Source organism: Corynebacterium fournieri (genome assembly GCF_030408775.1).
GTDB lineage: Bacteria > Actinomycetota > Actinomycetes > Mycobacteriales > Mycobacteriaceae > Corynebacterium > Corynebacterium fournieri.
In genome coordinates, this window is record NZ_CP047210.1 from 1,465,443 (window position 1) to 1,486,948 (window position 21,506).

At 64.9% G+C, this 21,506-nt stretch carries 18 protein-coding genes and 1 pseudogene; 4 read left to right on the forward strand and 15 right to left on the reverse strand.

From position 1 onward, the window contains the following. Positions 1 to 5 precede the first annotated feature (5 nt). Positions 6 to 824: a translation elongation factor Ts gene (gene tsf, locus CFOUR_RS07115; protein WP_085958182.1), complete on the reverse strand. Its 819-nt coding sequence runs from the start codon at positions 822 to 824 to the stop codon at positions 6 to 8. 196 nt (positions 825 to 1,020) lie between these two features. Next, complete coding sequence (rpsB, locus tag CFOUR_RS07120) at positions 1,021 to 1,962, reverse strand: 30S ribosomal protein S2 (RefSeq protein WP_085958183.1); 942 nt, start codon at positions 1,960 to 1,962, stop codon at positions 1,021 to 1,023. 303 nt (positions 1,963 to 2,265) lie between these two features. On the opposite strand from rpsB, the gene CFOUR_RS07125 reads away from it, so the two are divergent. Further along, positions 2,266 to 2,817, forward strand: a complete 552-nt coding sequence (locus CFOUR_RS07125) for a M23 family metallopeptidase (protein ID WP_085958184.1) — start codon at positions 2,266 to 2,268, stop codon at positions 2,815 to 2,817. Here CFOUR_RS07125 and CFOUR_RS07130 read toward each other — a convergent pair. The 12 genes and pseudogenes from CFOUR_RS07130 to rimM all read right to left on the reverse strand — a co-directional run bounded on the left by CFOUR_RS07130 (position 2,780) and on the right by rimM (position 14,629). Then, the gene (locus CFOUR_RS07130) at positions 2,780 to 3,673 is read right to left on the reverse strand and encodes a tyrosine recombinase XerC (protein WP_290179066.1); all 894 of its coding nucleotides are present in this window, start codon (positions 3,671 to 3,673) and stop codon (positions 2,780 to 2,782) included. The genes CFOUR_RS07125 and CFOUR_RS07130 overlap by 38 nt on opposite strands. A 20-nt stretch (positions 3,674 to 3,693) precedes the next feature. Further along, positions 3,694 to 4,872, reverse strand: a complete 1,179-nt coding sequence (locus tag CFOUR_RS07135; protein ID WP_085958185.1) for a DNA-processing protein DprA — start codon at positions 4,870 to 4,872, stop codon at positions 3,694 to 3,696. Further along, positions 4,873 to 6,399 carry a YifB family Mg chelatase-like AAA ATPase gene (locus CFOUR_RS07140; RefSeq protein ID WP_085958186.1) on the reverse strand — a complete coding sequence of 509 codons (1,527 nt, stop codon included), beginning with the start codon at positions 6,397 to 6,399 and terminating at the stop codon, positions 4,873 to 4,875. It lies immediately after the preceding gene. Further along, positions 6,386 to 6,760, reverse strand: a complete 375-nt coding sequence (locus CFOUR_RS07145) for a YraN family protein (RefSeq protein WP_085958511.1) — start codon at positions 6,758 to 6,760, stop codon at positions 6,386 to 6,388. The genes CFOUR_RS07140 and CFOUR_RS07145 overlap by 14 nt, the downstream gene beginning before the upstream one ends. 131 nt (positions 6,761 to 6,891) lie before the next feature. After that, positions 6,892 to 7,197 carry a DUF2469 domain-containing protein gene (locus tag CFOUR_RS07150; RefSeq protein ID WP_085958187.1) on the reverse strand — a complete coding sequence of 102 codons (306 nt, stop codon included), beginning with the start codon at positions 7,195 to 7,197 and terminating at the stop codon, positions 6,892 to 6,894. After that, a complete protein-coding gene (locus CFOUR_RS07155) occupies positions 7,194 to 7,850 on the reverse strand; it encodes a ribonuclease HII (protein ID WP_290179067.1) in 657 nt (218 codons plus the stop codon). The genes CFOUR_RS07150 and CFOUR_RS07155 overlap by 4 nt, the downstream gene beginning before the upstream one ends. A gap of 4 nt (positions 7,851 to 7,854) precedes the next feature. Continuing rightward, entirely contained in the window at positions 7,855 to 8,532 is a 678-nt protein-coding gene (gene lepB, locus CFOUR_RS07160; RefSeq protein WP_230471917.1) for a signal peptidase I, read from the reverse strand. A gap of 263 nt (positions 8,533 to 8,795) precedes the next feature. Further along, positions 8,796 to 9,143 carry a 50S ribosomal protein L19 gene (gene rplS, locus CFOUR_RS07165; RefSeq protein WP_085958189.1) on the reverse strand — a complete coding sequence of 116 codons (348 nt, stop codon included), beginning with the start codon at positions 9,141 to 9,143 and terminating at the stop codon, positions 8,796 to 8,798. A gap of 113 nt (positions 9,144 to 9,256) precedes the next feature. After that, complete coding sequence (locus CFOUR_RS07170) at positions 9,257 to 11,551, reverse strand: Tex family protein (protein ID WP_085958190.1); 2,295 nt, start codon at positions 11,549 to 11,551, stop codon at positions 9,257 to 9,259. A gap of 36 nt (positions 11,552 to 11,587) precedes the next feature. Next, on the reverse strand, positions 11,588 to 12,973 hold the full coding sequence (locus tag CFOUR_RS07175; RefSeq protein ID WP_085958191.1) for an anaerobic C4-dicarboxylate transporter: 1,386 nt from the start codon (positions 12,971 to 12,973) through the stop codon (positions 11,588 to 11,590). 326 nt (positions 12,974 to 13,299) lie between these two features. Beyond that, a pseudogene (trmD, locus tag CFOUR_RS07180) lies at positions 13,300 to 14,121 on the reverse strand (tRNA (guanosine(37)-N1)-methyltransferase TrmD); the annotation flags it as partial. 7 nt (positions 14,122 to 14,128) lie between these two features. After that, on the reverse strand, positions 14,129 to 14,629 hold the full coding sequence (rimM, locus tag CFOUR_RS07185) for a ribosome maturation factor RimM (RefSeq protein ID WP_085958192.1): 501 nt from the start codon (positions 14,627 to 14,629) through the stop codon (positions 14,129 to 14,131). Between the two features lie 159 nt (positions 14,630 to 14,788). Between rimM and CFOUR_RS07190 the strand changes: the two genes are divergently transcribed. Then, complete coding sequence (locus CFOUR_RS07190; protein ID WP_085958193.1) at positions 14,789 to 17,008, forward strand: DUF6493 family protein; 2,220 nt, start codon at positions 14,789 to 14,791, stop codon at positions 17,006 to 17,008. Then, positions 17,009 to 18,358, forward strand: a complete 1,350-nt coding sequence (locus CFOUR_RS07195; RefSeq protein ID WP_085958194.1) for an SWIM zinc finger family protein — start codon at positions 17,009 to 17,011, stop codon at positions 18,356 to 18,358. It begins immediately after the preceding gene. A 57-nt stretch (positions 18,359 to 18,415) separates the two neighbouring features. Here the strand turns inward: CFOUR_RS07195 and rpsP are convergent, their stop codons facing one another. Beyond that, on the reverse strand, positions 18,416 to 18,919 hold the full coding sequence (gene rpsP / locus CFOUR_RS07200) for a 30S ribosomal protein S16 (RefSeq protein WP_085958195.1): 504 nt from the start codon (positions 18,917 to 18,919) through the stop codon (positions 18,416 to 18,418). A 346-nt stretch (positions 18,920 to 19,265) separates the two neighbouring features. On the opposite strand from rpsP, the gene CFOUR_RS07205 reads away from it, so the two are divergent. After that, positions 19,266 to 21,419, forward strand: coding sequence for an acyltransferase family protein (locus tag CFOUR_RS07205; RefSeq protein WP_085958514.1), 2,154 nt, complete (start codon positions 19,266 to 19,268; stop codon positions 21,417 to 21,419). Positions 21,420 to 21,506 lie beyond the last annotated feature (87 nt).

Consider the following 21,506-nt stretch of genomic DNA (forward strand, 5'->3'; position numbering starts at 1 on the left):
CAGGCTTACGCCTGGCCGACCTCGTAACGGACGAAGTCGGTGACCTCGATGCCGTTTTCCTCGGTGTACTGCTTGACGGTCTTCTTAGAGTCGGCCAGCGACGGCTGGTCCAGCAGCACGACGTCCTTGAAGAAGCCGCCCATGCGGCCCTCGACGATCTTGGCGATGGCAGCTTCCGGCTTGCCCTCGTTGCGGGTGATCTCTTCCTGGACCGCGCGCTCCTTCTCCACGACGTCCGCCGGCACAGCCTCCTGGTTGAGGTAGCGAGCCTTCATCGCGGCGATCTGCAGAGCGACCTGGTGTGCGGCCTCAGCGTTGTCGCCGGTGTAAGCGACGAGCACGCCGACGGCCGGCGGCAGGTCCGCGGCCTTCTGGTGGAGGTAAGCCTCGACCTTGTCACCCTCGACGGTGGCGGCGCGGCGCAGCTGCAGCTTCTCGCCGATCTTTGCGGAGAGGCGCTCCAGCACGTCGTGCGCGGTCTCGCCGTTCACGTCTGCGTTCGCCAGCTCCTCCTCGGAGTTCGCCTTCACAGCGGCGGCAGCGTCAGCGATCTGAGCGGCGAGGTCCTTGAACTCCTGGTTCTTGGCCACGAAGTCGGTCTCGGAGTTGATCTCGACGATGGTGTTGCCGGAGACGGCGACCAGGCCCTCGAGGGCGTTGCGCTCAGCGCGCTTGCCCACATCCTTCGCGCCCTTGATGCGGAGGTTCTCGACGGCCTTATCGAAGTCGCCGTCGGTCTCCTCGAGTGCCTTCTTGCAGTCGAGCATGCCGGAGCCGGTGATCTCGCGGAGCTTCTTGACGTCAGCAGCAGTGTAGTTCGCCATAGTGGGCGATCCTCCTCGTGAATGTGTTGCTAAAAGTTTTCAAACCGTTTCAAGCGTAGCCGACAGCTTCCGTTATGGCACGGCGTGAACCGGGGTGACACGCAAAACACCCCGCGCCCGCACGTTCCCGGGGCACGAAAGCCGGCGGGCGTGAGCGGGACGCGGGGTGCGCGTGCAGGTGGCGTGAGCCGAAAGCTTACGCCTGGGTTGCAGACTCGTCGCCAGACTCGTTGGCCTTGGCCTGCTCAGCTGCACGGACAGCGTGCGGCTGCTCGACCTCGGCGACCTCCTGCGGAGCTGCGGTCTCGGCAGCGGCAGCAGCCTTCGCTGCGTCGGCGGCGGAGACTTCCTCGGAAGCTGCAGCCTGGGCAGCAGCTTCAGAGGCCTCAGCCTGACGCTTTGCGTCGCTGTCGCCTGCAGCGTCGCGTGCGGAAGCGAGCTTACGCTCCTCGCGCTGCTGCTTACCGGCGATGACAGCCTCGCCCACGATGTGGGTGAGCAGCTTCACGGCGCCGATGGCGTCGTCGTTGCCCGGGATCGGGAAGTCGACGACATCCGGGTCGCAGTTGGTGTCCAGCACTGCCACAACCGGGATGCGCAGCTTCTGCGCCTCGTTGACGGCGATGTGCTCCTTGTTCGTGTCCACGATCCACAGCGCAGACGGCGCCTTGGTCATGTCGGCGATGCCGCCCAGCACACGCTCGAGCTTGATGCGCTCGCGGGTGAGCATGAGGACTTCCTTCTTGCCGCGGCCGGCGTAGCCGTCCTCGGCTGCGTCCATGGCCTGCAGTTCCTTCATGCGGCCGATGCGCTTGGACACGGTCTGGAAGTTGGTGAGCATGCCGCCCAGCCAGCGGTGCGTGACGTACGGCATGCCGACGCGCTGCGCCTCTTCCTGGATCGGCTCCTGTGCCTGCTTCTTGGTGCCGACGAACAGGATGGTGCCGCCGTGAGCGACGGTTTCCTTGACAAACTCGTATGCCTCATCAATGTAGGTCAGCGTCTGCTGCAGATCGATGATGTAGATGCCGTTGCGGTCGGTGAAGATGAAGCGGCGCATCTTCGGGTTCCAGCGACGCGTCTGGTGGCCGAAGTGCACACCAGCGTCGAGGAGTTCACTCATGGTTACAACTGCCATGGTTTTGTCTCCTTCGGAGAAAGTAGTTCGGTTTTCTTGCTTGTCTCACATGCGGGTTTTTATCCCGCACCCTGGCACCGTGCTCGCCCTGCACCCCTGTGAGAGGGACCGTCGCTGAGCAGGCATTATCCGGCGCGCGTAGTCAGCCCATAAAAGCTGCCCGTGCAACACTACCCTCTGACGGCCCAAAAACCTAATCTCAACTGCACCTTCTGTGGATAACATCCGGGCGGACGACCGGTTATCCACAATGCGCTACTGAGCCCCTGGCGCAGCTGGCCCGGCCGTGCTCAGATTCGAGCCATGCGCTTATCGACGATCCTTCGGCCCACCACCGCCTTGTTCTCCCTGCCCCTCTTTTTCACCCTTCTCGCCGCCGCCCCGGCAGCGGCCTGGGTCGACCCGGCCGCCGGCACGCCGTATCCGGCTGCCGTTGCCCGCCCCGCGGACATCCCGGAGCAGAACTGGAAGCCCGGCCACAGAGGCGTCGACCTCCCGTTGCGCGTCGGCGAGCCGGTGCTCGCGTCAGGCGACGGCGTGGTCGCCTTCGCCGGTGCGGTCGCCGGCACGCCCGTGCTCTCCATCGACCACCCAGGCGGCATCCGCACCACCTACCAACCGGTGCGCACCACGTTCAAGGTCGGCGAGCAGGTGCGCGAAGGCCAAGAAGTGGGCACCCTCGTGCACGCGCCCGCGGGGTTTGCCGGCTCCCACGACGGCCTGCACTGGGGCGCACTGACAGGCAAGGACTCGTACATCGACCCGCTGACGCTGCTCGAGTCGCCGCGCATCCGCCTCAAGCCCCTGGACGGTGCCACTACGCGCGGGGATGCGCCTGGTCGTAGACGCGCTTGAGCCGTTGCGCGGACACGTGGGTGTAGATCTGCGTGGTTTGCAGGCTGGTGTGTCCGAGCATCTCTTGCACGACGCGCAGGTCTGCCCCGCCCTCGAGCATGTGGGTGGCGGTGGTGTGGCGCAGTGTGTGGGGGCTGACCTGTTCCACGCCCGCGCGCTGCCCGGCGCGCTCCACCACCCGCCGCACTTGGCGCTGGTCGATGCGTCCGCCCCGTGAGCCGACGAACATGGCTGACGTTTCGCCGGCGAGTTCGCCGCGGCCGAATTCGAGCCATTCAGACACCGCGGCCGCAGCTTCGCTGCCGAACGGCACGACGCGCTGCTTGTTGCCCTTGCCGGTAACATGGGCCAGCCCACGGGCAAGGTCCACGTCGCCGATGTCGAGTCCGGTGAGCTCGCCGACGCGGATCCCGGTGGCGTAGAGCAGTTCGAGCATGGCCCTGTCGCGCAGGTGCTCGGCCGGGTGGGCGTCGTCGGCCGTGTCCGCCTCCACGAGTTTTCCGGCGCGCTCGCCTTGCACCACGGCGGGTAAGGGACGGTTCACCTTCGGAGCCTTTAAGCGCGCGGCGGCGTCGGTGCCGATGTATCCCTGGCGGTACGCCCACGTGGAAAACGCCCGGGCGGCGGCGGTGCGGCGCGCCAGGGTCGCACGGCTTTTGCCGGCGGCGAGGGCGTCAGCCAGCCAGCGCCGCAGAGCGTCGAGGGTAAACGCGTCGAACGTGTCCGCGTAGCCGGCAAGCCCCTTGAGGTCCGCTACGTAGCCCTTGACCGTGTTCGGGGAGCGGCCGAGGACGAGTTCGGCATGTTCGGCGAAGTCCTCCACCGCCGCCTGCAACTGCCCCAGCTGTTCACTCATGTCACGGCAGTCTACTCACTTCACTGCTCGGGTTGCTCCACGCGCGACCACACGCGCTTGTCACGTTGCACGAGCCCGCGCTTAGACAGATCCATCAGGATGTGCACCGTCAGCGCGATTGATAGCCCTGCGTCGGCGGCGACAGCTTCCGCTTCCCGGCCCTGGCGGCCCACGGGCGGAAGCGCGTCGTAAATGCGCAGTTCGTTGCGGGAAAGCTGCTGCACCACGCTGGGCGGAAACTGCATTTCCAGCTGCTCTTGTGCGTCAAACTCGCCGACTGCGCAAAGCTCTTCGTGGATCTGGTCCGCGTTGAGCACCATCTGCGCCTCCTGTCTGCGGATGGCCAGGTTTGCGCCGAGGGACTGCGGGTCGGTGATCGGCCCCGGCACCGCCATCGCTTTGCGGTTGAACACGTTGACCCACTTCAAGGTGTTCAGCGCCCCGGAGCGAAACGGGGCTTCGACCAAGACAGTGCCCAGAGTCAGCGCTGCCACCAAGCGGTTTCTTGTGAGGAACCGGTGCCGGTCTGGCGTCGTCCCAGGCGGATATTCAGTCACCACCGCACCACCGCGCGCCACCACGCGTTCGAACAACGCCTTGTTGGAGCGCGGGTAGTGCTCGCCTGGGCCGCAGGCGGCGACGACGACGGTGGGCGTGCACACGTCGATCGCCGTCTGGTGCGCCACGGTGTCGATGCCGAGCGCGCCGCCGGAGACAACGGTGTAGTTGTGCCCGCCGAGTCCCGCCACCAAGTCCTTGGTCGCCACATGGCCGTACTTGGTGGCGTGGCGTGTGCCTACTACGCCCACAGAATGAGCGAACAATCCGGCCAGGTTCGCGTTGCCCTGTACCCACAGCGCGTGCGGGGCGATCCCGTCCGGTTGATGGCTTTCTTTGGCGGCAGCGCCCGTTTGCTGGCAGCCGAACGAGCGCTGGATCGCCTCTGTCGGCCAGTGCGGCGACTCAGGCGTCAGCAGTGTGAAGCCGAGCTCCGCCGCCTGTTCGAGGTCGTGCGTAGGGCGGTCCCATGAGTAGCGGTTTTCCGTCTGCTTGAGCAGCCCGCCTACCCAGCTGGCGCGGGTGCGCACTCCGTGCGCGATCTCGTCAGCAGTCCTGCCCACGCTGAGCAGGGCTTGGATGTGGTGGGACGGGCCTTCCACCACCCTGCTGAGATAAGCCCATGATGCTTGCGATGCCATCTACGCCACCTCCTGCTGCAGTTGCGCCGCGCGCATCTGCACTGCCCGGTAGGCGTGGTCGATGTCGGGCTGGTCCTCCTGCTCCAGGTCCGCCAACGTCCAGGCGAGCTTCAGGCACTTATCCACGCCCCGCTGCGTGATCACTCCATCTACCAAGTGGGACTGCAGCAGCGCCATCGCCGATTCGCGGGCCGGGAAGTGGCGCCTGATCACTGTCGCCGGCACCCGGGCGTTGACGGACTCTTCCAACCCCGCCTGCGCCCACCGGGCAGCGGCACGCTCACGCGCCACAGCGACGCGCTGGGCAATCACACTCGAGGGCTCCACCCCATCCGGGCTGAGCACCTTTGTCTCGCCCGAGGTGGTGATGAACACGTCCAGCCGGTCCTTCAGCGGGCCGGAGAGGTTGCTCAAGTGCCGGGCGAGCTGCGTCGACTTGCACACGCATTGACCTTTGATGCGCTGGCACGCGCACGGGTTCGCCGCCAGCACCAGCTGGAAATCGGCCGGGTAGACCACCTCCCTGCGAGCTCGAGCCAGCCGCACCTCGCGCTTTTCTAGCGGGATGCGAAGCGCGTCGAGCACCGGCGCCGCAATCTCGGAGGCCTCGTCCAAAAACAACACCCCGCGGTGAGCCTGGCTCACTGCCCCCGGCGTGGGGATGCCGCTGCCGCCGCCGATCAACGCGGCGCGGGTCAGCGACGGGTGCGGCGCGATAAACGGCCGCGAGGCAACGACCCCGCCTCCGGACACCCCCGCCGCGGAGTGGATGGCGGTGACCTCGACCATCTCTGCCACATCCATCGCGGGCAGAATTGAAGGGATGCGCTCCGCCAGCATGGACTTGCCGGAGCCGGGAGGGCCGATCATCATCACGTGGTGCCCGCCCGCGGCGGCGACCTGAAGCGCCTCGCGTTCCTCGGACATGCCCGCGAGATCCCGGAAATCGGGAGCGGCGGGCGGCGCGGTTACAGCCGCTGGCGCGGTAGCGTGCTCGAGCTGCGCCTCGCCTGCGGCCCACTTCCAGACCTGGAGCAGCGAATCCGCCACCACAATATTCCGGCGGCCGAGCAGGGCTGCCTCCGCGGCGTTCGCCCGCGGCACGACGATGGTGCCGATTCCGCCCTCGCCGTTGTGCAGTGCTGCAAGGAGCATGGGCAGGACGCCTTCGGCCCGTCGCAAAGTGCCGTCCAGCGCGAGCTCGCCGCAAAACATTGTGGTTTGCAACGTGGGCTCAACCCGCGGATCAAGGCTGCCCAGCACCGCGAGGGCGATGGGTAAGTCGAAGTGCGAACCGGCCTTTGGCAGGTGTGCGGGAGACAGCGACACCATGATCTTCGTGCGCGGCCACGGCAGCGCGGAGTTTGCCACCGCCGTGCGGATACGCTCGCGAGATTCCTTGACCGCCGCGTCGCCCAACCCCACCATGTGCATCCCCGGCAGGCCCGCCCCCACATTCGCCTCAACCGTGACCAAGCGGGCGGCAACCCCTTCCACGGTGGCGCTCATCGTGCTAGCAAGCGCCATCTTCAACCCCCGGAAACCTGCGCAGCACGAAGTCCTCCCCGTCGCGGACCACCTCCACCACGTCGAAGCGGATTGGGCGGAACTCGCCGCCAGAGTGCTGCTCCAACCACTGCGCCGCGCACCGGCGCATCGTGCGCAGCTTCTTCTCCCCCACAGCTTCAGCGGCACCGAAGGCGCTGCCGCGGCGCGCTTTGACCTCCACGAACACCACGGTGCCGTCTTCGGCCTCCACCACGGCATCGATTTCGCCGGCGCGCATGCGCTGCCTGCGCCCGAGGAGGGTGTATCCCTCCTGTTCGTACCACCTGATGGCGGCGTGCTCCCCCGCCTTGCCCAGCGCGTCCTGGGCTTTATAGTCCACGTGCACGGTGCCTCCCCAACGTTTGGAAAATCAACAACTGACTTCCCATATGACGCAAGGAAGAGCGCCTCGGTTCCATCAGGCGCGAAAAATGGACCGGGCGCAGGCGGTGCGCTCCCGGCCTCCGGAAGCTACTCCGGGAAGGTCAACTCCGGTTTGTCCAGCTCTTCGATGTTGACGTCCTTGTACGTGATCACGCGGACGTAGCGCACGAAACGCACCGCACGGTACATGTCCCACACCCACGCGTCGGACATGAGCACCTCGTAGTAGACGTCGCCGCCCTCGGTGTGCGGGATCAACTTCACCGCGTTGGCCAGGTAGAAACGCCGCTCCGTTTCCACCACGTAGGAGAACTGGCTGGCCACGTCCCGGTACTCGCGGTAGAGGGAAAGCTCGACGTCAGCCTCGTAGTTGTCAAGATCCTCGGCGCTCATTCGTGCCCCTTCATGCTGGACTGCCAATAGAAGTCGTCAGCGTCCCTGACGTTTGCATAACTATAACGGTGCTGAGGGCTCGCACCGTGGCGGCGCACCGCGTCCATGTGCACCTTCGTGGAATACCCCTTGTGGCCTTCCAACCCGTACTGGGGATACTCATCGGCCATCTCGCACACCAGCCGGTCGCGGCTCACCTTCGCCAGCACGCTCGCGGCGGCGATGCAGCGGGCGGTGTAATCGCCGCCGACCACCGGCAGCTGGGGTGAGGGCAGGCCGGGGATACGGAACGCGTCGACAAGCACATAGCCCGGCTGCACCGCCAGTCCCGCAATGGCGCGGCGCGCGCCGTCGATGTTGGCGTGCTGGATGCCGCGGCGGTCAATCTCGGCCGCTGGGATGTGCACGACGCAAAACGCTACCGCGATATCCACCACCGCATCAAAGAGGATCTCGCGCCTGCGCGCGGTGAGCTTTTTGGAGTCCGTGAGCCCCTCGAGCGCCGCCTGCGGGGCCGGCGGAAGCACGCACGCGGCGATGGTCACGGGGCCGAAGCAAGCGCCGCGGCCTGCCTCATCCACCCCAGCGACCGGGCCGAAGCCGGCCTTGTCCAAGGCGACCTCGTAGGTGCGCAGCTGCTTCAGGCGGCGCACGTCGCTACTGCTGGATGTCCGGGTCGTCCACGCCCTGCATGCGGTTGACCGGGAAGACCACGGCCTTGACCTTGCCGCGGATGTTCTCCTCCGGGATGGTGCCCTCGAACTGGTCACCCATGTGCGCGCGGGAGTCGAGGGAGTTGGTGCGGTTGTCGCCCATCATGAAGTAGTTGCCCTCCGGCACCGTCACAGGGCCGAAGTAAGGCCCGCCGCACGCGTCGGAGCCCGTTGTCAGGTCCACTGGGTAGAAGTTGGGCTGCAGGGTGTAAGACTGGTCGATCGGCTTGCCGTCGACCATGATCGCCGGGTCCCCCGCCTGGCAGGACACGGTCTGTCCACCGGTGGCGATAATGCGCTTGACCAGAGTGTTTTCGTCCTTCGGCACTAAGCCGACCCAGGATCCGACCTCCTGCATGCCGCGCACGACAGGGTTGGAGGAACGATTGGAGTCAAACCCGGTGTTCCAGGAGTCGGTGCCGGCGAAGACGATCACGTCGCCCGGCTCCGGGTCAGAGAAGTAGTAGCTGACCTTCTCCACGAAGATGCGGTCGCCGGAGCCTGCCTCGCCGTGCAGCGTGGGCTCCATGGAGGCGGACGGGATGACGTAGAGGCGGCCGATGAACGTCTGGATCACGAACATGATCAGCAGCGTCAGCACGACCACGACCGGGATCTCCACGTACCAGGGAAGCTCCTTTTTCTCTTCCCGGGCTGTGGTTTGGGCCTCGACCTCGAACTGCGAGTCGGCCGCGGCGTAGGGGTTGCGGGGCTGTGCAGGCGTGGAAGCGTTCGGTTCGCCTGCGGGTCCGTTCACGTTGGTCACCCGGGATACGTTAGCACCGCCACCGACGCCACCGATACTGCCCGACGAGCAACGGTGCGCCGCAAATGCGAAGCGCCCCGCCCGAGACAACTCGGACGGGGCACTGGTACGCGCTGAAACTAGCGGCGCTCCTTGATGCGGGCAGCCTTGCCGCGCAGGTTGCGCATGTAGTACAGCTTGGCGCGGCGGACGTCGCCCTTGCGCACAACCTCGATCTTCTCGATGTTCGGGGAGTGCACCGGGAAGGTACGCTCAACCGCGATACCGAAGGAGACCTTGCGCACGGTGAAGGTCTCGCGGATGCCAGCGCCCTGACGGCGCACGACGAAGCCGGTGAAGACCTGGGTACGGGTCACAGAACCCTCGATAACCTTGACGTGGACGTCGAGGGTGTCGCCCGGGCGGAAGTCCGGGATGTCGTCGCGCAGCTGGCCTGCGTCGACAAGATCAATGATGCCGTTGCTCATGAAAGCAATCCTTTACGTGTTCGGACAGAGGACCCTGGCGGCACTTCCCCTCTGGGGCGCTCGGCCGGTTCGTGTCGATTACAAGAACCTGCAAGATGTTACATACGCGCCGGTCACTTGCCAAATCCGGCGCGCTTGAGCGCGTCCGCCATGGAGCCGGATGCTTGACGACGCTCCTCCGGCCGCCCTCCACCACGGTTCCTTTTGCCCTGCCGGTTCTTGCCACCCTGGTTGCGTCCCTTTTTCGGTGCGGGTTGGCCGGGTTCGTCGTCAAGCCGCAAGCTCAGCCCGATGCGGTCGCGGGCCACGTCAACGTCCATGACCTTGACCTTCACCACCTCACCCGAGCGCACCACCTCGTGCGGGTCGGAGACGAAGGAGTGGCTCATGGCGGAGACATGGACCAGGCCGTCCTGGTGCACGCCCACGTCGACGAAGGCGCCGAAGGCGGCGACGTTGGTCACCGTGCCTTCCAGGATCATGCCCGGAGTGAGGTCTTTGACCTCGTTGACGCCTTCCTTGAACTCGGCGGTCTTGAATTCCGGGCGCGGGTCGCGGCCCGGCTTATCCAGCTCGGCGAGGATGTCGGTGACGGTGGGCACGCCGAAGGTGGCGTCGGCGAAGTCCTCGGGCTTGAGCTTCGTCAGCACCGCCGTGTTGCCGATGAGCTGCTCAGTGTTGAGCCCCGTGGCCTGAGCCACACGCTCGACTACCGGGTAGGCCTCCGGGTGCACCGCCGACCCGTCGAGCGGGTTTGAGCCGCCCTGGATGCGCAAGAAGCCGGCAGCCTGCTCGAACGCCTTCGGACCCAGGCGCGGGACCTTGCCCAGTTCCTTGCGGGTGGTAAACCGGCCGTGCTCGTCGCGGTAGGCCACGATATTTTTCGCCACCGTGCCGGACAGGCCGGCAACGCGCTCGAGCAGCGGCGCGGAGGCGGTGTTGACGTCCACACCGACGGAGTTCACCGCATCTTCGACCACCGCATCCAGCGTCTGCGCGAGCGCGGTCTGGTTCACGTCGTGCTGGTACTGGCCCACACCGATGGACTTCGGGTCCACCTTGACCAACTCCGCCAGCGGGTCCTGCAAGCGCCGCGCGATAGACACCGCGGAGCGCAGCGAGACATCCATGTCCGGGAACTCCTCCGCCGCGATCGGGCTGGCGGAATACACCGACGCACCGGATTCGGAGACCACCACCGGGGTGGGCCGCTTCCCGCCGGCCTGCGCAATCAGATCCGCGACCTCGCCCGCGAGCTTCTCCGACTCGCGCGAAGCGGTGCCGTTGCCCACCGCAATCAGTTCCACGCCATGCTGCGCGGCAAGCGACGCCAGCTCCGCGCGGGAGGCGTCCCAACGGTTCTGCGGCTGGTGCGGGTAAACAATGGTGGTGGCCAGCACCTTGCCGGTCTCGTCCACCACCGCGCACTTGACACCGTTGCGGTACCCCGGATCCAGCGCCAGGGTGGCGCGCTGTCCGGCGGGCGCAGCGAGCAGCACGTCGCGCAGGTTGGTCTTGAACACCTGCAGCGCGCCGTCTTCCGCCTTCTCTTTCAAGCGCATACGGGTATCCAAGTTCGCAGAAACCTGCAGCTTGGTGCGCCAGCCCCAGCGCACGGCCTTGGCCAGCCACTGGGAATCCTGCACTGGCAGGTCGAAGCGTTCGGCGATCATGCCCTCGTAGACGGTCTCCTCCCCCGGATCCATATCGAGCGTGAGCACGCCTTCCGCCTCGCCGCGAAGCAATGCCAGGATGCGGTGGCTGGGCAGTTTTTCAAACGGCTCGGAAAACTCGAAGTAGTCCGCGAACTTCGCCCCTTCAGTCTCCTTGCCTTCCACCACCGCAGAGCGCATCGCGCCCTGACCGTAAACGCGGTCGCGCACCTCGCCCACCAGGTCGGCGTCGGTGGCGAAGCGGTCCACCAAAATGGCGCGCGCGCCTTCGAGCGCGGCCTTCGCATCCGGGAAGCCCTCGGAGAGGAAGGCCTGGGCGAGTTGCTCGGGGTCGGCCGAAGGGTCGTCGATAAGCTGCTGCTCAAGCGCCTCCAGGCCCGCCTCGCGCGCGATGTCTGCCTTGGTCTTGCGACGCTTCTTGTACGGCAGGTAGAGGTCTTCCACGCGCGCCTTGGTGTCGGCGGCGAGGATCGCCTGCTTCAACTCGTCGGTGAGTTTGCCCTGCTCCTCAATGCTTTCCAGCACTGCCTGCTTGCGCTCGGCGAGCTCGACCAGATAGGTGTTGCGCTCCTCTATGTGGCGCAACTGCGCGTCGTCGAGGCCGCCCGTTACCTCCTTGCGGTAGCGGGCGATAAACGGCACGGTGTTGCCCTCAGCCAGCAGCTTGAGGGCCTGCTCGACCTGGTTGTCCCGAACGTTGAGTTCTTTCGCGATGGTGGCTGCGATTGATGTCATTCGGGCGAGTTTAGTCGCGCCTGTTTTGGGCCAGCTTTACAGCAGAACCTGCGCCAGAACCGAACCGACGACACACGAGGTGAACACCGAAATCGCACCCGGGACTAAGAAGGAGTGGTTGATCACGTACTTGCCAATGCGCGTCGTGCCCGTGCGGTCGAAGCCGATGCACGCCAGGTCCGACGGGTAGGTGGGCAAAATCCAGTAGCCGTAGGCGGCGCCGTAGAAGCCCACGATCACCTTCGGGTCGATGCCCAGCGCCAGACCGATCGGGGCAATGGACACGAGTGCGGCAGCCTGGGAGTTGACCAGCTTGGACACAATAAGCAGCACGATCGCGTAGGCCCACGGCGCGGCCTCCACCACCGAGCCGAGCCCCTCCTCCAGCTGGTCGATGTGCGCCGCGAAGAACGTGTCCGCCATCCAGGCGACACCGAAGACCGAAAACACCGCGGTCATGCCAGCCTTGAACACCGGGGTCGAGGCGATCTTTTTATGGTCTACCTTGCAAAACAGCAGGATCAACGCACCCGCGAACAGCATCACCATCTGGATGGCAAGGTTCATCGAAAGCGGCTTCATGCCGCCCTCGCCGTCGTAGAACGCCGGGCGCAGGCCCTCGAAGGCGCCGAGGACGACCACGAATGCGATCGCGGCGAGGAACACCCACACTGCGTTCTTGGCGGTGCGCGGGAAGACCTCGTCCATCAGCGAGTGGCTGGACTGGTTGATGGACTGCGCAAACACCGGGTCTTTCATCCGCTCCTGGAAGTGCGGGTCCTGGTCGAGGTCTTTGCCGCGGCGCAGCGACCACAGCGCGGCCAGGATGACACCGGACAGCGACGCCGGAATGGCGACCATGAGGATCTGCGGGATGGAGTATGCCTTGTCAATCACACCCGCATTTTCAGCCAGGATGGACGCGAGCGACACCGTCGCCACCGAGACTGGGGAGGCGGTGATGCCCATCTGCGCCGAGGTGGAGGAGACAGCCATGGGGCGCTCCGGCCGGATACCCTTCTTCAGCGCGATGTCCTCGATGATCGGGAACATGGTGTAGACGACGTGGCCGGTGCCGCACAGCACGGTGAGAAACCACGTGGTCAGCGGCGCGAGGATGGTGATGCGCTCGGGGTGGGCGCGCAACACCTTTTCCGCCTGCTGCATCATCACCTCCAGTCCGCGCGATTGTTGCAGCGTCGCGGCGCAGCCGATCACGGCGATGATGGTGAGCATCACGCCGACGGGTGGTTCGCCGGGCTCGAGCCCGAAGACGAACACCATCAGCATCAGGCCGATGCCGGAGATGAGGCCGAGCCCCAGCCCGCCGTAGCGGGTGCCAAGCAGCAGGGCGCCGAGAATGATGACGATTTGCAGGACGATGGCGACCGCGGAGGTTGGGTCGAGCACTGACGCGAGCATGGGTGTCCTTTCTTGTGAACACGCGTAACACTCTCAACCCTATGCAGATATGGTCAGATCATTAAATTCTCACAGGGTGATGTTAGCCACCAGATCGGTTAAACCTCTACGGTCCGCCCCGACTCACAGGTTCCTACAACATCACCGACCGCGCGCGTGGCCTCTTCCAGCGGCAACGCGGTTCTCCCCTCGACGGTGAGCACGCCGCCCTCCTGCGCAATCCGGGTTGCCCGGTATCCCGCCTTCTTCAGCGCCCTGCGCATTTGCTTTGCGACGATTCGCTTCGCCCCACCCACCTGCAACGTCGTAACCACGTCGCGGGCGTCGAGCATGAACCGGTCGTCGTCGCTGAGATTTGCCTGCTCCAACAGCTCCGGGCGGACCGCACGCGTGCGCTTCAGCGACTGCTCGCGGCGCCAGGTTTCCACCTTGGCGTGGTCGCCGGACGTGAGCACCGCCGGTGCCTCGATGCCGCGCCACACCCTCGGTTTGGTGTAGCTGGGCCCTTCGAGCAAGCCGTCGGAGAAGCTGTCTTCCTCGTGGCTTTCCGTGTTGCCGAGCACGCCCGGGATCAGCCGCGTCACGGCCTCCGCGATGACCAGAACGGCGACCTCGCCGCCGATGAGCACATAGTCACCGATGGAGACCTCGCGCACCCGGTAACGATGTGCGGCGTCCTCGAAGACGCGCTGGTCGATGCCCTCGTAGCGCCCGCACGCGAACACGATATGGCGCTCGCGCGACCAGGCCTGCGCATCCTTCTGCGTAAACGGCTTACCGGCCGGGGTGGGTACCAGCAGCAAGGGCTTGTCCGAGTCCTCTCCCTCGCCGTACGGACGGGGAGCCACCGCGTGGACGTCGTCGTGGCGCAGCTTGTCGTTGCGGTGAGCGACAGCGGAATCGAGGTCGGTGCCGGTGCGGCCTTTCGCGATCTCGTCGAGTGCGGGCCCCCACACCTCCGGCTTCATCACCATGCCCGGTCCCCCTCCCAGCGGCGGTGCGTCCACGGACTTGTGGTTGCCTTCCGCCCAATCACGCAGGTCGTGCACGCCCACGGAGAGGATCCCCTGTTCGATCGCCTTGCCCAGCAGCGCGTGGCGCAGCGGGTCGAGGTACTCGGGGAAGATGGTGACAACGTCTAAGCGCAGCTGCGGGTTAGACATCAAGCAGGCCCTCAGGCGGGGTGATAACCAGGTAGCCCGCGTCCGCGTCGAGCTCCGGCACGAAGTCCATCACGAACGGGACCATGACGTCCTTGCCCTTGTAGTCGATCTCCAAGATCTTCCGGTTCGGCACATCCATCACGCCGGTGACCTCACCGACCTCTTCGTCGCCGTGGCGGACCTTCAGCCCGATCAGCTCGTGGTTGTAGTACTCGTCAGAGTCCTCGCCACGCTCCAGCGGCTCGGCGAAGAACTTCATGCCCCGCAGGCTGTCTGCCGCGGTGCGGTCCGGAACTTCTTCGAAGCTGACCAGCAGGCGCTTCTGGTGCGGGCGCACCGTCTTTACGGTCAGCTCCCGCTCTTTGCCCGCCTGGCGGCCGGCAAGCACAGCGCCGACGACGATGCGTTCTTCCGACTCGTCCGCCAACAACTCGACGGCAACTTCACCTTTCACGCCGTGGGACTTGACCACGCGGCCGATCTGCAGCTCCATGGGTGCCAAGACTATCAGCGGTGAATGCGACCACTTCGCCCCCTTAAGCAGAAAGCTGCGACGCAGCCCAACTGTTGAGCCAGAGCGTAATCTGTGTCACTATGCCGGTCACGTAACCGTCGACGAGCAAATGCTTCAGTCGATTCCTAAGGAAGCAACATGACCTACTTCGAGCAACTTGCCAAAGACATGTCGGAAAAGGACCATTTGATGTCCGTCAAATGGTGGCGCCCCGGCATGACCTTGGAAGAAGCCTACGAGACGATTCGTGCCCTCCCAATTGATCAAAAACACGAGATCGAGAACCCGAGCCAGCCCGAGCAGGGGGCGTGGAACCAATTCAGAGGTGACACGTTCATCCAGATTCGTCTGCGCGAACTGTTCGAGGGATACGCAATAGAGCACGGCGATCCGTATTTCATTGGGTTGATGGGCCAGGCCGGATTTGAGCGCGACTTTCTTCTCTGGCACGACACCGAACTCCGAGAAGAACTGATTTGGCCGCTCTTCTCGCTCGCGGGCACCCAAGAAGTCAGTTTCACCACCATGGAGAAGACGTACTGGCCAGGCTGGGCAGAATCGCTTGTTGCGCTGGTGGACGAAGGTCTGCTGGACCGCGAACGCCTGCTCGACGAAATGCTCACGGCGCTGAACCGGGGTTTCCCCGCGTACCGCGTTCGCTGGTTTACCCAGCATTACGAGGATTTCGCGCCGACCGAGGAAGAAACCACGAAGCGACAGCACCTGCTCATCGCCGCTATGGGCTCGGGGATCGGCTCTACTACCACGTTCGCAGTCAAGCAACTTTCTCGCCTGTCGGAGCTGGATGCGGACGGGTTTGTTGCCGCCGGCACCCACGCCCTGAGCGGGTCGAAGACGACTGCAATCACGGCGCTGAAAATGTTGGAGAAGATCGCGACCGAGCGCGAAGATCTGGCCGCGGGGATCGCTGATGCCGCGCAAACCGGCCTATACCACGCAAATGACGACGTCGTACGACGCAGTGCCGCGCTCCTACGCACGTTGGGCAAAGAGGAGCTCGTTGACGCCGCCCGCGACGTCCTGTCCCCTGTCATGGCGCTCGAATTGCTGGGCCCCCGGTACACCAGCCCGGAAGCCCCCACAGAGACTTCCGCACCGTTAGGGCAGCCCGCTGAAGCGCAACCTGTCGCCCCGTGGACGGACGAGGATGCTTTGTTTCGCACCCGAGAGTTGCTCGCCGCACCAGACGCGGTGGGCTTTGCGTTGCTCGTTGCGTGGCTGGCGGAAACTGGGCCGCGCGCGCTGGAGATTCTCAAACCGGTGCTGCCGAACGACAGCCCGTCGTCTACTCTCCCCGATGTGCGGTGGCTATTGGTGCAATGCCGCAGCACTCCTGCCGAGGTAGAAGAAGCCAACGCGTATCGGCTGACGGTTGATATGAGGAGGAAATCGCTCCTGCGGGTCGTTGCCATCGTGCATGGGCTCGAACCCACGCGCACCCTACTTTCAACGCCAACGGACACCTTCGGCCGCGTGGACAACAAGGAATTCGCCCGCCGCCTCGCCACATATTCAAACCCCGAAGACGTCTGGCCCGACGATGCCCTCCTCGCCCACCTGCGATTAGTGGACTTTCAGGAAGACAGCACCGGACGTGTGCCCCTACAGGGAGTGCGAGCTGGGTGCGACTGCGTCCTGTGGACCCCGCCCGAAGACCGATGCACCGGATGCGGTGAAAGCCGCGTATGGCTCCGCACCTCACAAGGGTGGAAACACCAAAGCACACAGCTCGAAGAGAAGCTGCCATTTCTGGCTTCCGCCCCGTTCAGCGTCACCTACTCCGCTGCCGGGCGCGCCATCGTCGCCCCGAGCTGCTTGGATGCCTACACCCACGACATGGAGAGCGGCCTGGACGACGGGATGTCGAACTACCCAGAAAAGCAGGATCCCGCCATTGTCGACGTACTCACTTGGCACCCAGGAGAATGGTCGCCGCACACCGCCCGGTTCTTGGGCAAAGCCATGGCAAACAAAGACACTGAAATTCGCACAATCGCCACCGAGCTTGTGGCGACTGCACTCCCACGAGCCATCGGGGCGGACACCGCCGCGGAAGAATGGTCCAAGTTAGAAGACGTCATCCTTGGCCGATGGGCTGCCTCGCTTGAAGACGCCGCAACGCTTAACCCAATCTACGTCTGTGATCTCCTTGCGCAGTTATTGCCCAAGTTGGATCACAAGTCGCGCGACCTCGGCAAACTCATTGAGCTGTACCGAAACGTGCGACTAGCAACCGGAGAATCGGAGCTTGGTGCAGGGCTGCGCGAGTGGCTTGCAAACTTCAACGGGAAATCAAAGGCAGCGCTGGCAGCGTCGGCGTTGCTCAAGGAGGCATAGGTGCACTACTCCTACACCCACCCGTCCGCCGTGACTGACCAGGGCCTGCAGTTGGCCACCAGTGGTGGCACGCTCTACCGAGTGGACGAACCGCACTTTTTCAGCGGATTCGTAGAAAACCCCCACATCGTCGCGCGCGGGGTGCTCACCGTCGCGGACTACGCCGCGAAACGTTTCTACACTCCGGTGGACACCGCGGCTATCGCCGCGCTGGACCCGGTGGTCACCTCCACTCCGGAAGGTCTGCGGTTCGAATCGTTCTCAGGCTGCTGCAGCACCTACGCCCGCTTGGATGTCACCGACCTTGACGCGCAATCCCAACAGTCAGGCGTCACCAACGTGGACATCAATCTCCCGCTGCGTGAGGCTCTTACGGCAATCACACCGGGCTCGCCACTCCGCCTCACCATTGCCGACGACGCACTTCACGTCACGACGATGGACACCACACTGGACGAGAAAAGGGTCGACCTGCCGCTGCGGTGGGTAAAAGGACTTGCAGAGTCGCAGCGAATTAGCGCCTCCATGACGAAACAGCTGGAACTCACGGGGCCGGAAACGACAAAGCTCATCACGTCGCTGCCCGGGACAACTTCACCAAAATCCGTGATGTGGGCCACGCCCGCATTGCGGAGTCTGCGCCTGGCGTCGAAGCCGTCGCAAGGCGCGGTCTGCTTAGCCGGGCCGGAGCGGTTGAAACCACTCATCCCCCTCCTGCCGTACGTGACAAAACTGTCGGTCTACAGCACCGAGAGCGACACGTATTCCCAACCAAAGTCGTCCGCTTGGGTGTTTGAGCTTCCTGGCGCGCGATTCACAGTGGTGATCAGCCCGGCAAAAACCCGCGGGTTTTCCGGCGAAGGCGCATTGTTGATGTCACTGAACAGCCGGCACGCAGCCGATGATGCTGACCTAGTCTCAGCAGTTCTGGCGTTCGATCCCCGCATTGACGTCCGCCACCTCGTGGCGGAGACCGGACTCACTCCAGACCGTGTTGAAGACGCACTCCAAGTCCTCGCGTCGACGGGCCAGGTTGGCTACGACCTCACCCTGGGCGCATATTTCCACCGCCCGCTGCCGCTCGACCCCGATGTGGTGGGCAAACTCAACCCCCGCCTCGCTAACGCCGAGGAGCTCTTGACCCGCAACGCTGTCTCCCCGCTCGCCGGTCGGGACGACGGGTTCACGGTGCGCTCCGGCTCCAACGATTACACGGTGAGGCTCGAACACGAGACTTACGCGTTCGCATGCACCTGTTTCTGGTTTGCCAAACACAAGGATACCCGGGGTCCGTGCAAGCACGTGCTGGCGGCAGAGGCGTTTCGGGAAACCGCGCGCGGAAAGGCGTAGAAAAGCAATAATGCCCAGCGAAACCGCTGGGCATTATTCGCGTGAGGTGAGAAAGGCTTAGTTCTCCTCAGCCTCAGCGTCCTCGGAAGCCTCGGACTCGCCCTCAGCCTCGGCAACCTCAGCCTCGGCAGCGGCGGCGGCCTCAGCGGCCTCCTTGGCCTCAGCCTCTTCCTTGGCCTTCTTGCGCTTCTCGGTGATGGCCTCGGCGGTCGGGCCGTTCTTGGCCTCCTCGAGCGCCTGGTTGAACAGGTCGAGCTTGGACGGCTTCTCCTCGGCCACCTTCAGGGTGCCCTCAGCGCCGTCGAGGCCCTTGTGCTTCTGCCAGTCGCCGGTCACCTTCAGCAGTGCGAGCACCGGCTCGGTCGGCTGTGCGCCGACACCCAGCCAGTACTGTGCGCGCTCGGAATCGATGCGGATGAGCGACGGCTCTTCCTTCGGGTGGTAGATGCCGATGTTCTCGATGACGGCACCGTCGCGGCGGGTGCGGGCATCAGCGATGACGACACGGTACTGCGCGTTGCGGATCTTGCCAACGCGCTGCAGCTTGATCTTTACAGCCATGATGTACTTCCTTGTAGGTCACTGGGCAGTGCAGACACTCGCCGCTTGCCGACGAGCCGGTTCAACCCTTCTTATTTACCCTGCGCGTGCCTGGCCGGGCGACCTGCCTCGCTTGGGACGAGGGGCAAGACGGATCCGGCGCGTACGCAGTTATGAACTTGCGGTGCCACGGCATATCGAAATACGCCAGACAACCCGTTGCACTCTACGCGCAATCCCGACAGAGACAAAACCCCACCGCCTCGCATCCAGTTCGGTGCCGGGTCTGAGGAACGGTAAGGTGCTAAACCGCTTGTGACGATAGTAGCCACAACAACAGATACGGCGCGACGGGTTGGAGACGGAGTTGACCACGAAGGCAGGGCGAGTTCCACAGCCGAAGCAAGGCTCCTCCGCCTACCGAGTCGACCTCGACGGCCTGCGCGGTTTCGCCATCGCGCTCGTGGTGCTCTTCCACGTCTTTGTCGGCCGCGTCTCCGGCGGCGTGGACGTGTTTCTCCTGCTGTCCGGCTACTTCTTCCTGGGCGGCCAGCTGCGCTACGCGTTGCGTCCGAACCCCAACTTGAACCCGTGGTGGCCGCTGTGGCGCACGATTCGCAGGCTGGTGCCGGCGCTGGCGCTGGTTGTGATGTCCGTTATCGGTATCGTGCTGGCGCTGACACCTGAGTTGATGAACACGGAGCTGGCCCGCCAGGTCACCGCGTCCATGCTCTACTTCCAAAACTGGGAGCTGATGGCACAAAACGCGGACTACGCCGCCGCCAGCCAGGAAACCTCTCCCCTGCAGCATCTGTGGTCCATGTCCGTGCAGGGACAGTTTTACGTCTTTGGCATTCTCCTCGGCTGGATCATCGCGGTAGCGGTGACCAAGCTGCGGGCGAAGCCGGAGCACGCCCGCCGGGGTGCCATCGTGCTTCTGGCTGTCATTACGGTGGCGTCCTTCGCCTGGGCGTCACGCTTCGGGTTGGAAGGCACGGGCGAGAACTACTACTCCACCTTCTCGCGCGCATGGGAGCTCTCCCTCGGCGCGCTGCTGGCATTCGTGCCCGCAAAGCGGTTCCTCCCCCAATCCACTGCGTGGCTGACCGCGCTTTTGGGCGTGGTTCTCATCGCCGTGACCGGGCTGATCGTGCCCACCTCGCTGGCCTTTCCGGGCCCGGTCGCGCTGATCCCGCTGGTTGGTGCGGCGCTAGTGATTCTCTCCGGCAACGCCAACCCCGTTTCCGGTGTGCTCGCGTCCGCACCCATGACGTGGTTGGGCAGCGTGGCGTACTCCCTCTACCTGTGGCACTGGCCGCTGCTGATCATCGTCACAGTCATCGGCGGCTACGACACCCCGCCGGCGTGGCTGGGCTCTCTGGTGATCCTGGTGTCGCTGTGCCTGGCCCACGTCACCCACACTTTGGTGGAAGACCCGCTGCGCCAGCACCGTTCCCGCCCCCGCGGCGATGACACTCCGGTGGCTGACGCAATGGGGTCCATGCGTACCCTGTCCGGGGCGTTCCGCGCGGTGGGAGGTCTGCTCGCGGCAGCACTTTTTGCAGCGGCTCTTGCGGTCCAGCCGTACTGGGACCACCGCGTCGACCGGGAGGAAAAGCCGCTGGACCCTGCCGTTTACCCGGGTGCCCGCGCACTGCTCGGCGCTGAGGTACCGGAAGTGGAGGCACGACCGAACCCCAACCTCATCGCCGGCGTCTTCCCGCCTATCGGGGAGGAGGGCTGCATGATCTTTTTGCCCGAAGCGCCGGATTCCATGCCCGGCCCGGACTGCGTCTACGGCGACGTGGATGCGGAGACCACCATCGTGCTCGCCGGCGGCTCCCACATCGAGCCGTTCATCATCCCGCTGGACAAGCTGGGCAAAGAGCACCACTTCAAGGTCGCCGCATACGTGCGCCAGGAATGCCCGCTGGTGGTTGGCGGACCGCAGGATCCGGCCAACGACATCGTCTCGCCCGCCTGCGCCGAGTGGGGCGAAAATGCGCTGCAGGAGATCATCAACCTCTCGCCCGACATGGTTATCTCCACGTCCACCCGCCCTGCGGGGCACGCAGGCGGCGGCCTCGTATCCGCGGACTACGTGCCGGACGCCTACGCGAACCTGTGGCAGCGCCTCGCTGAATCGGGCATCCCGTTTGTGGGCCTGCGCGACAACCCGTGGATGTTCACCCCCACCGGCGAGCAGATGGACCCGAACCTGTGCGTGGTCGAGGGGTATCCGGAGTACGCGTGCTCCATGGCCGCGGACATGGTCTACGCGCCAGAGGATCCGGCCGCCTTCTTCGTCGACGGCGGTTTCTCACAGTGGGCCATCGACACCGCCGGCTGGTACTGCGTCGACGGCGTCTGCCCGCCGCAGATCGGCAACGTGTACATCTACCGCGACCAGAACCACATCTCCAACGCCTACGCGGAATCGCTGACGCCGTTGCTGTGGGAGCAGCTCTTGCCCATCTTCGACGGGCTTTCGCTTCTCGACGCACCTCCGGCCACCCCGTAGCTCTCACCGGCATCCCTTGCCCTGCACACACACGCAAAAATCCCCGAGATTGCGCCGAAATCGCGCCTTCTCGGGGTTTCCTACTCC

Excerpts from the sequence above, each read along its gene's own strand:
- tsf (WP_085958182.1), bottom strand. The coding sequence starts at position 824 with ATGGCGAACTACACTGCTGCTGACGTCAAGAAGCTCCGCGAGATCACC.
- rpsB (WP_085958183.1), bottom strand. The coding sequence starts at position 1,962 with ATGGCAGTTGTAACCATGAGTGAACTCCTCGACGCTGGTGTGCACTTC.
- CFOUR_RS07125 (WP_085958184.1), top strand. The coding sequence starts at position 2,266 with ATGCGCTTATCGACGATCCTTCGGCCCACCACCGCCTTGTTCTCCCTG.
- CFOUR_RS07130 (WP_290179066.1), bottom strand. The coding sequence starts at position 3,673 with ATGAGTGAACAGCTGGGGCAGTTGCAGGCGGCGGTGGAGGACTTCGCC.
- CFOUR_RS07135 (WP_085958185.1), bottom strand. The coding sequence starts at position 4,872 with ATGGCATCGCAAGCATCATGGGCTTATCTCAGCAGGGTGGTGGAAGGC.
- CFOUR_RS07140 (WP_085958186.1), bottom strand. The coding sequence starts at position 6,399 with ATGGCGCTTGCTAGCACGATGAGCGCCACCGTGGAAGGGGTTGCCGCC.
- CFOUR_RS07150 (WP_085958187.1), bottom strand. The coding sequence starts at position 7,197 with ATGAGCGCCGAGGATCTTGACAACTACGAGGCTGACGTCGAGCTTTCC.
- rplS (WP_085958189.1), bottom strand. The coding sequence starts at position 9,143 with ATGAGCAACGGCATCATTGATCTTGTCGACGCAGGCCAGCTGCGCGAC.
- CFOUR_RS07170 (WP_085958190.1), bottom strand. The coding sequence starts at position 11,551 with ATGACATCAATCGCAGCCACCATCGCGAAAGAACTCAACGTTCGGGAC.
- CFOUR_RS07175 (WP_085958191.1), bottom strand. The coding sequence starts at position 12,973 with ATGCTCGCGTCAGTGCTCGACCCAACCTCCGCGGTCGCCATCGTCCTG.
- rimM (WP_085958192.1), bottom strand. The coding sequence starts at position 14,629 with ATGGAGCTGCAGATCGGCCGCGTGGTCAAGTCCCACGGCGTGAAAGGT.
- CFOUR_RS07190 (WP_085958193.1), top strand. The coding sequence starts at position 14,789 with ATGACCTACTTCGAGCAACTTGCCAAAGACATGTCGGAAAAGGACCAT.
- rpsP (WP_085958195.1), bottom strand. The coding sequence starts at position 18,919 with ATGGCTGTAAAGATCAAGCTGCAGCGCGTTGGCAAGATCCGCAACGCG.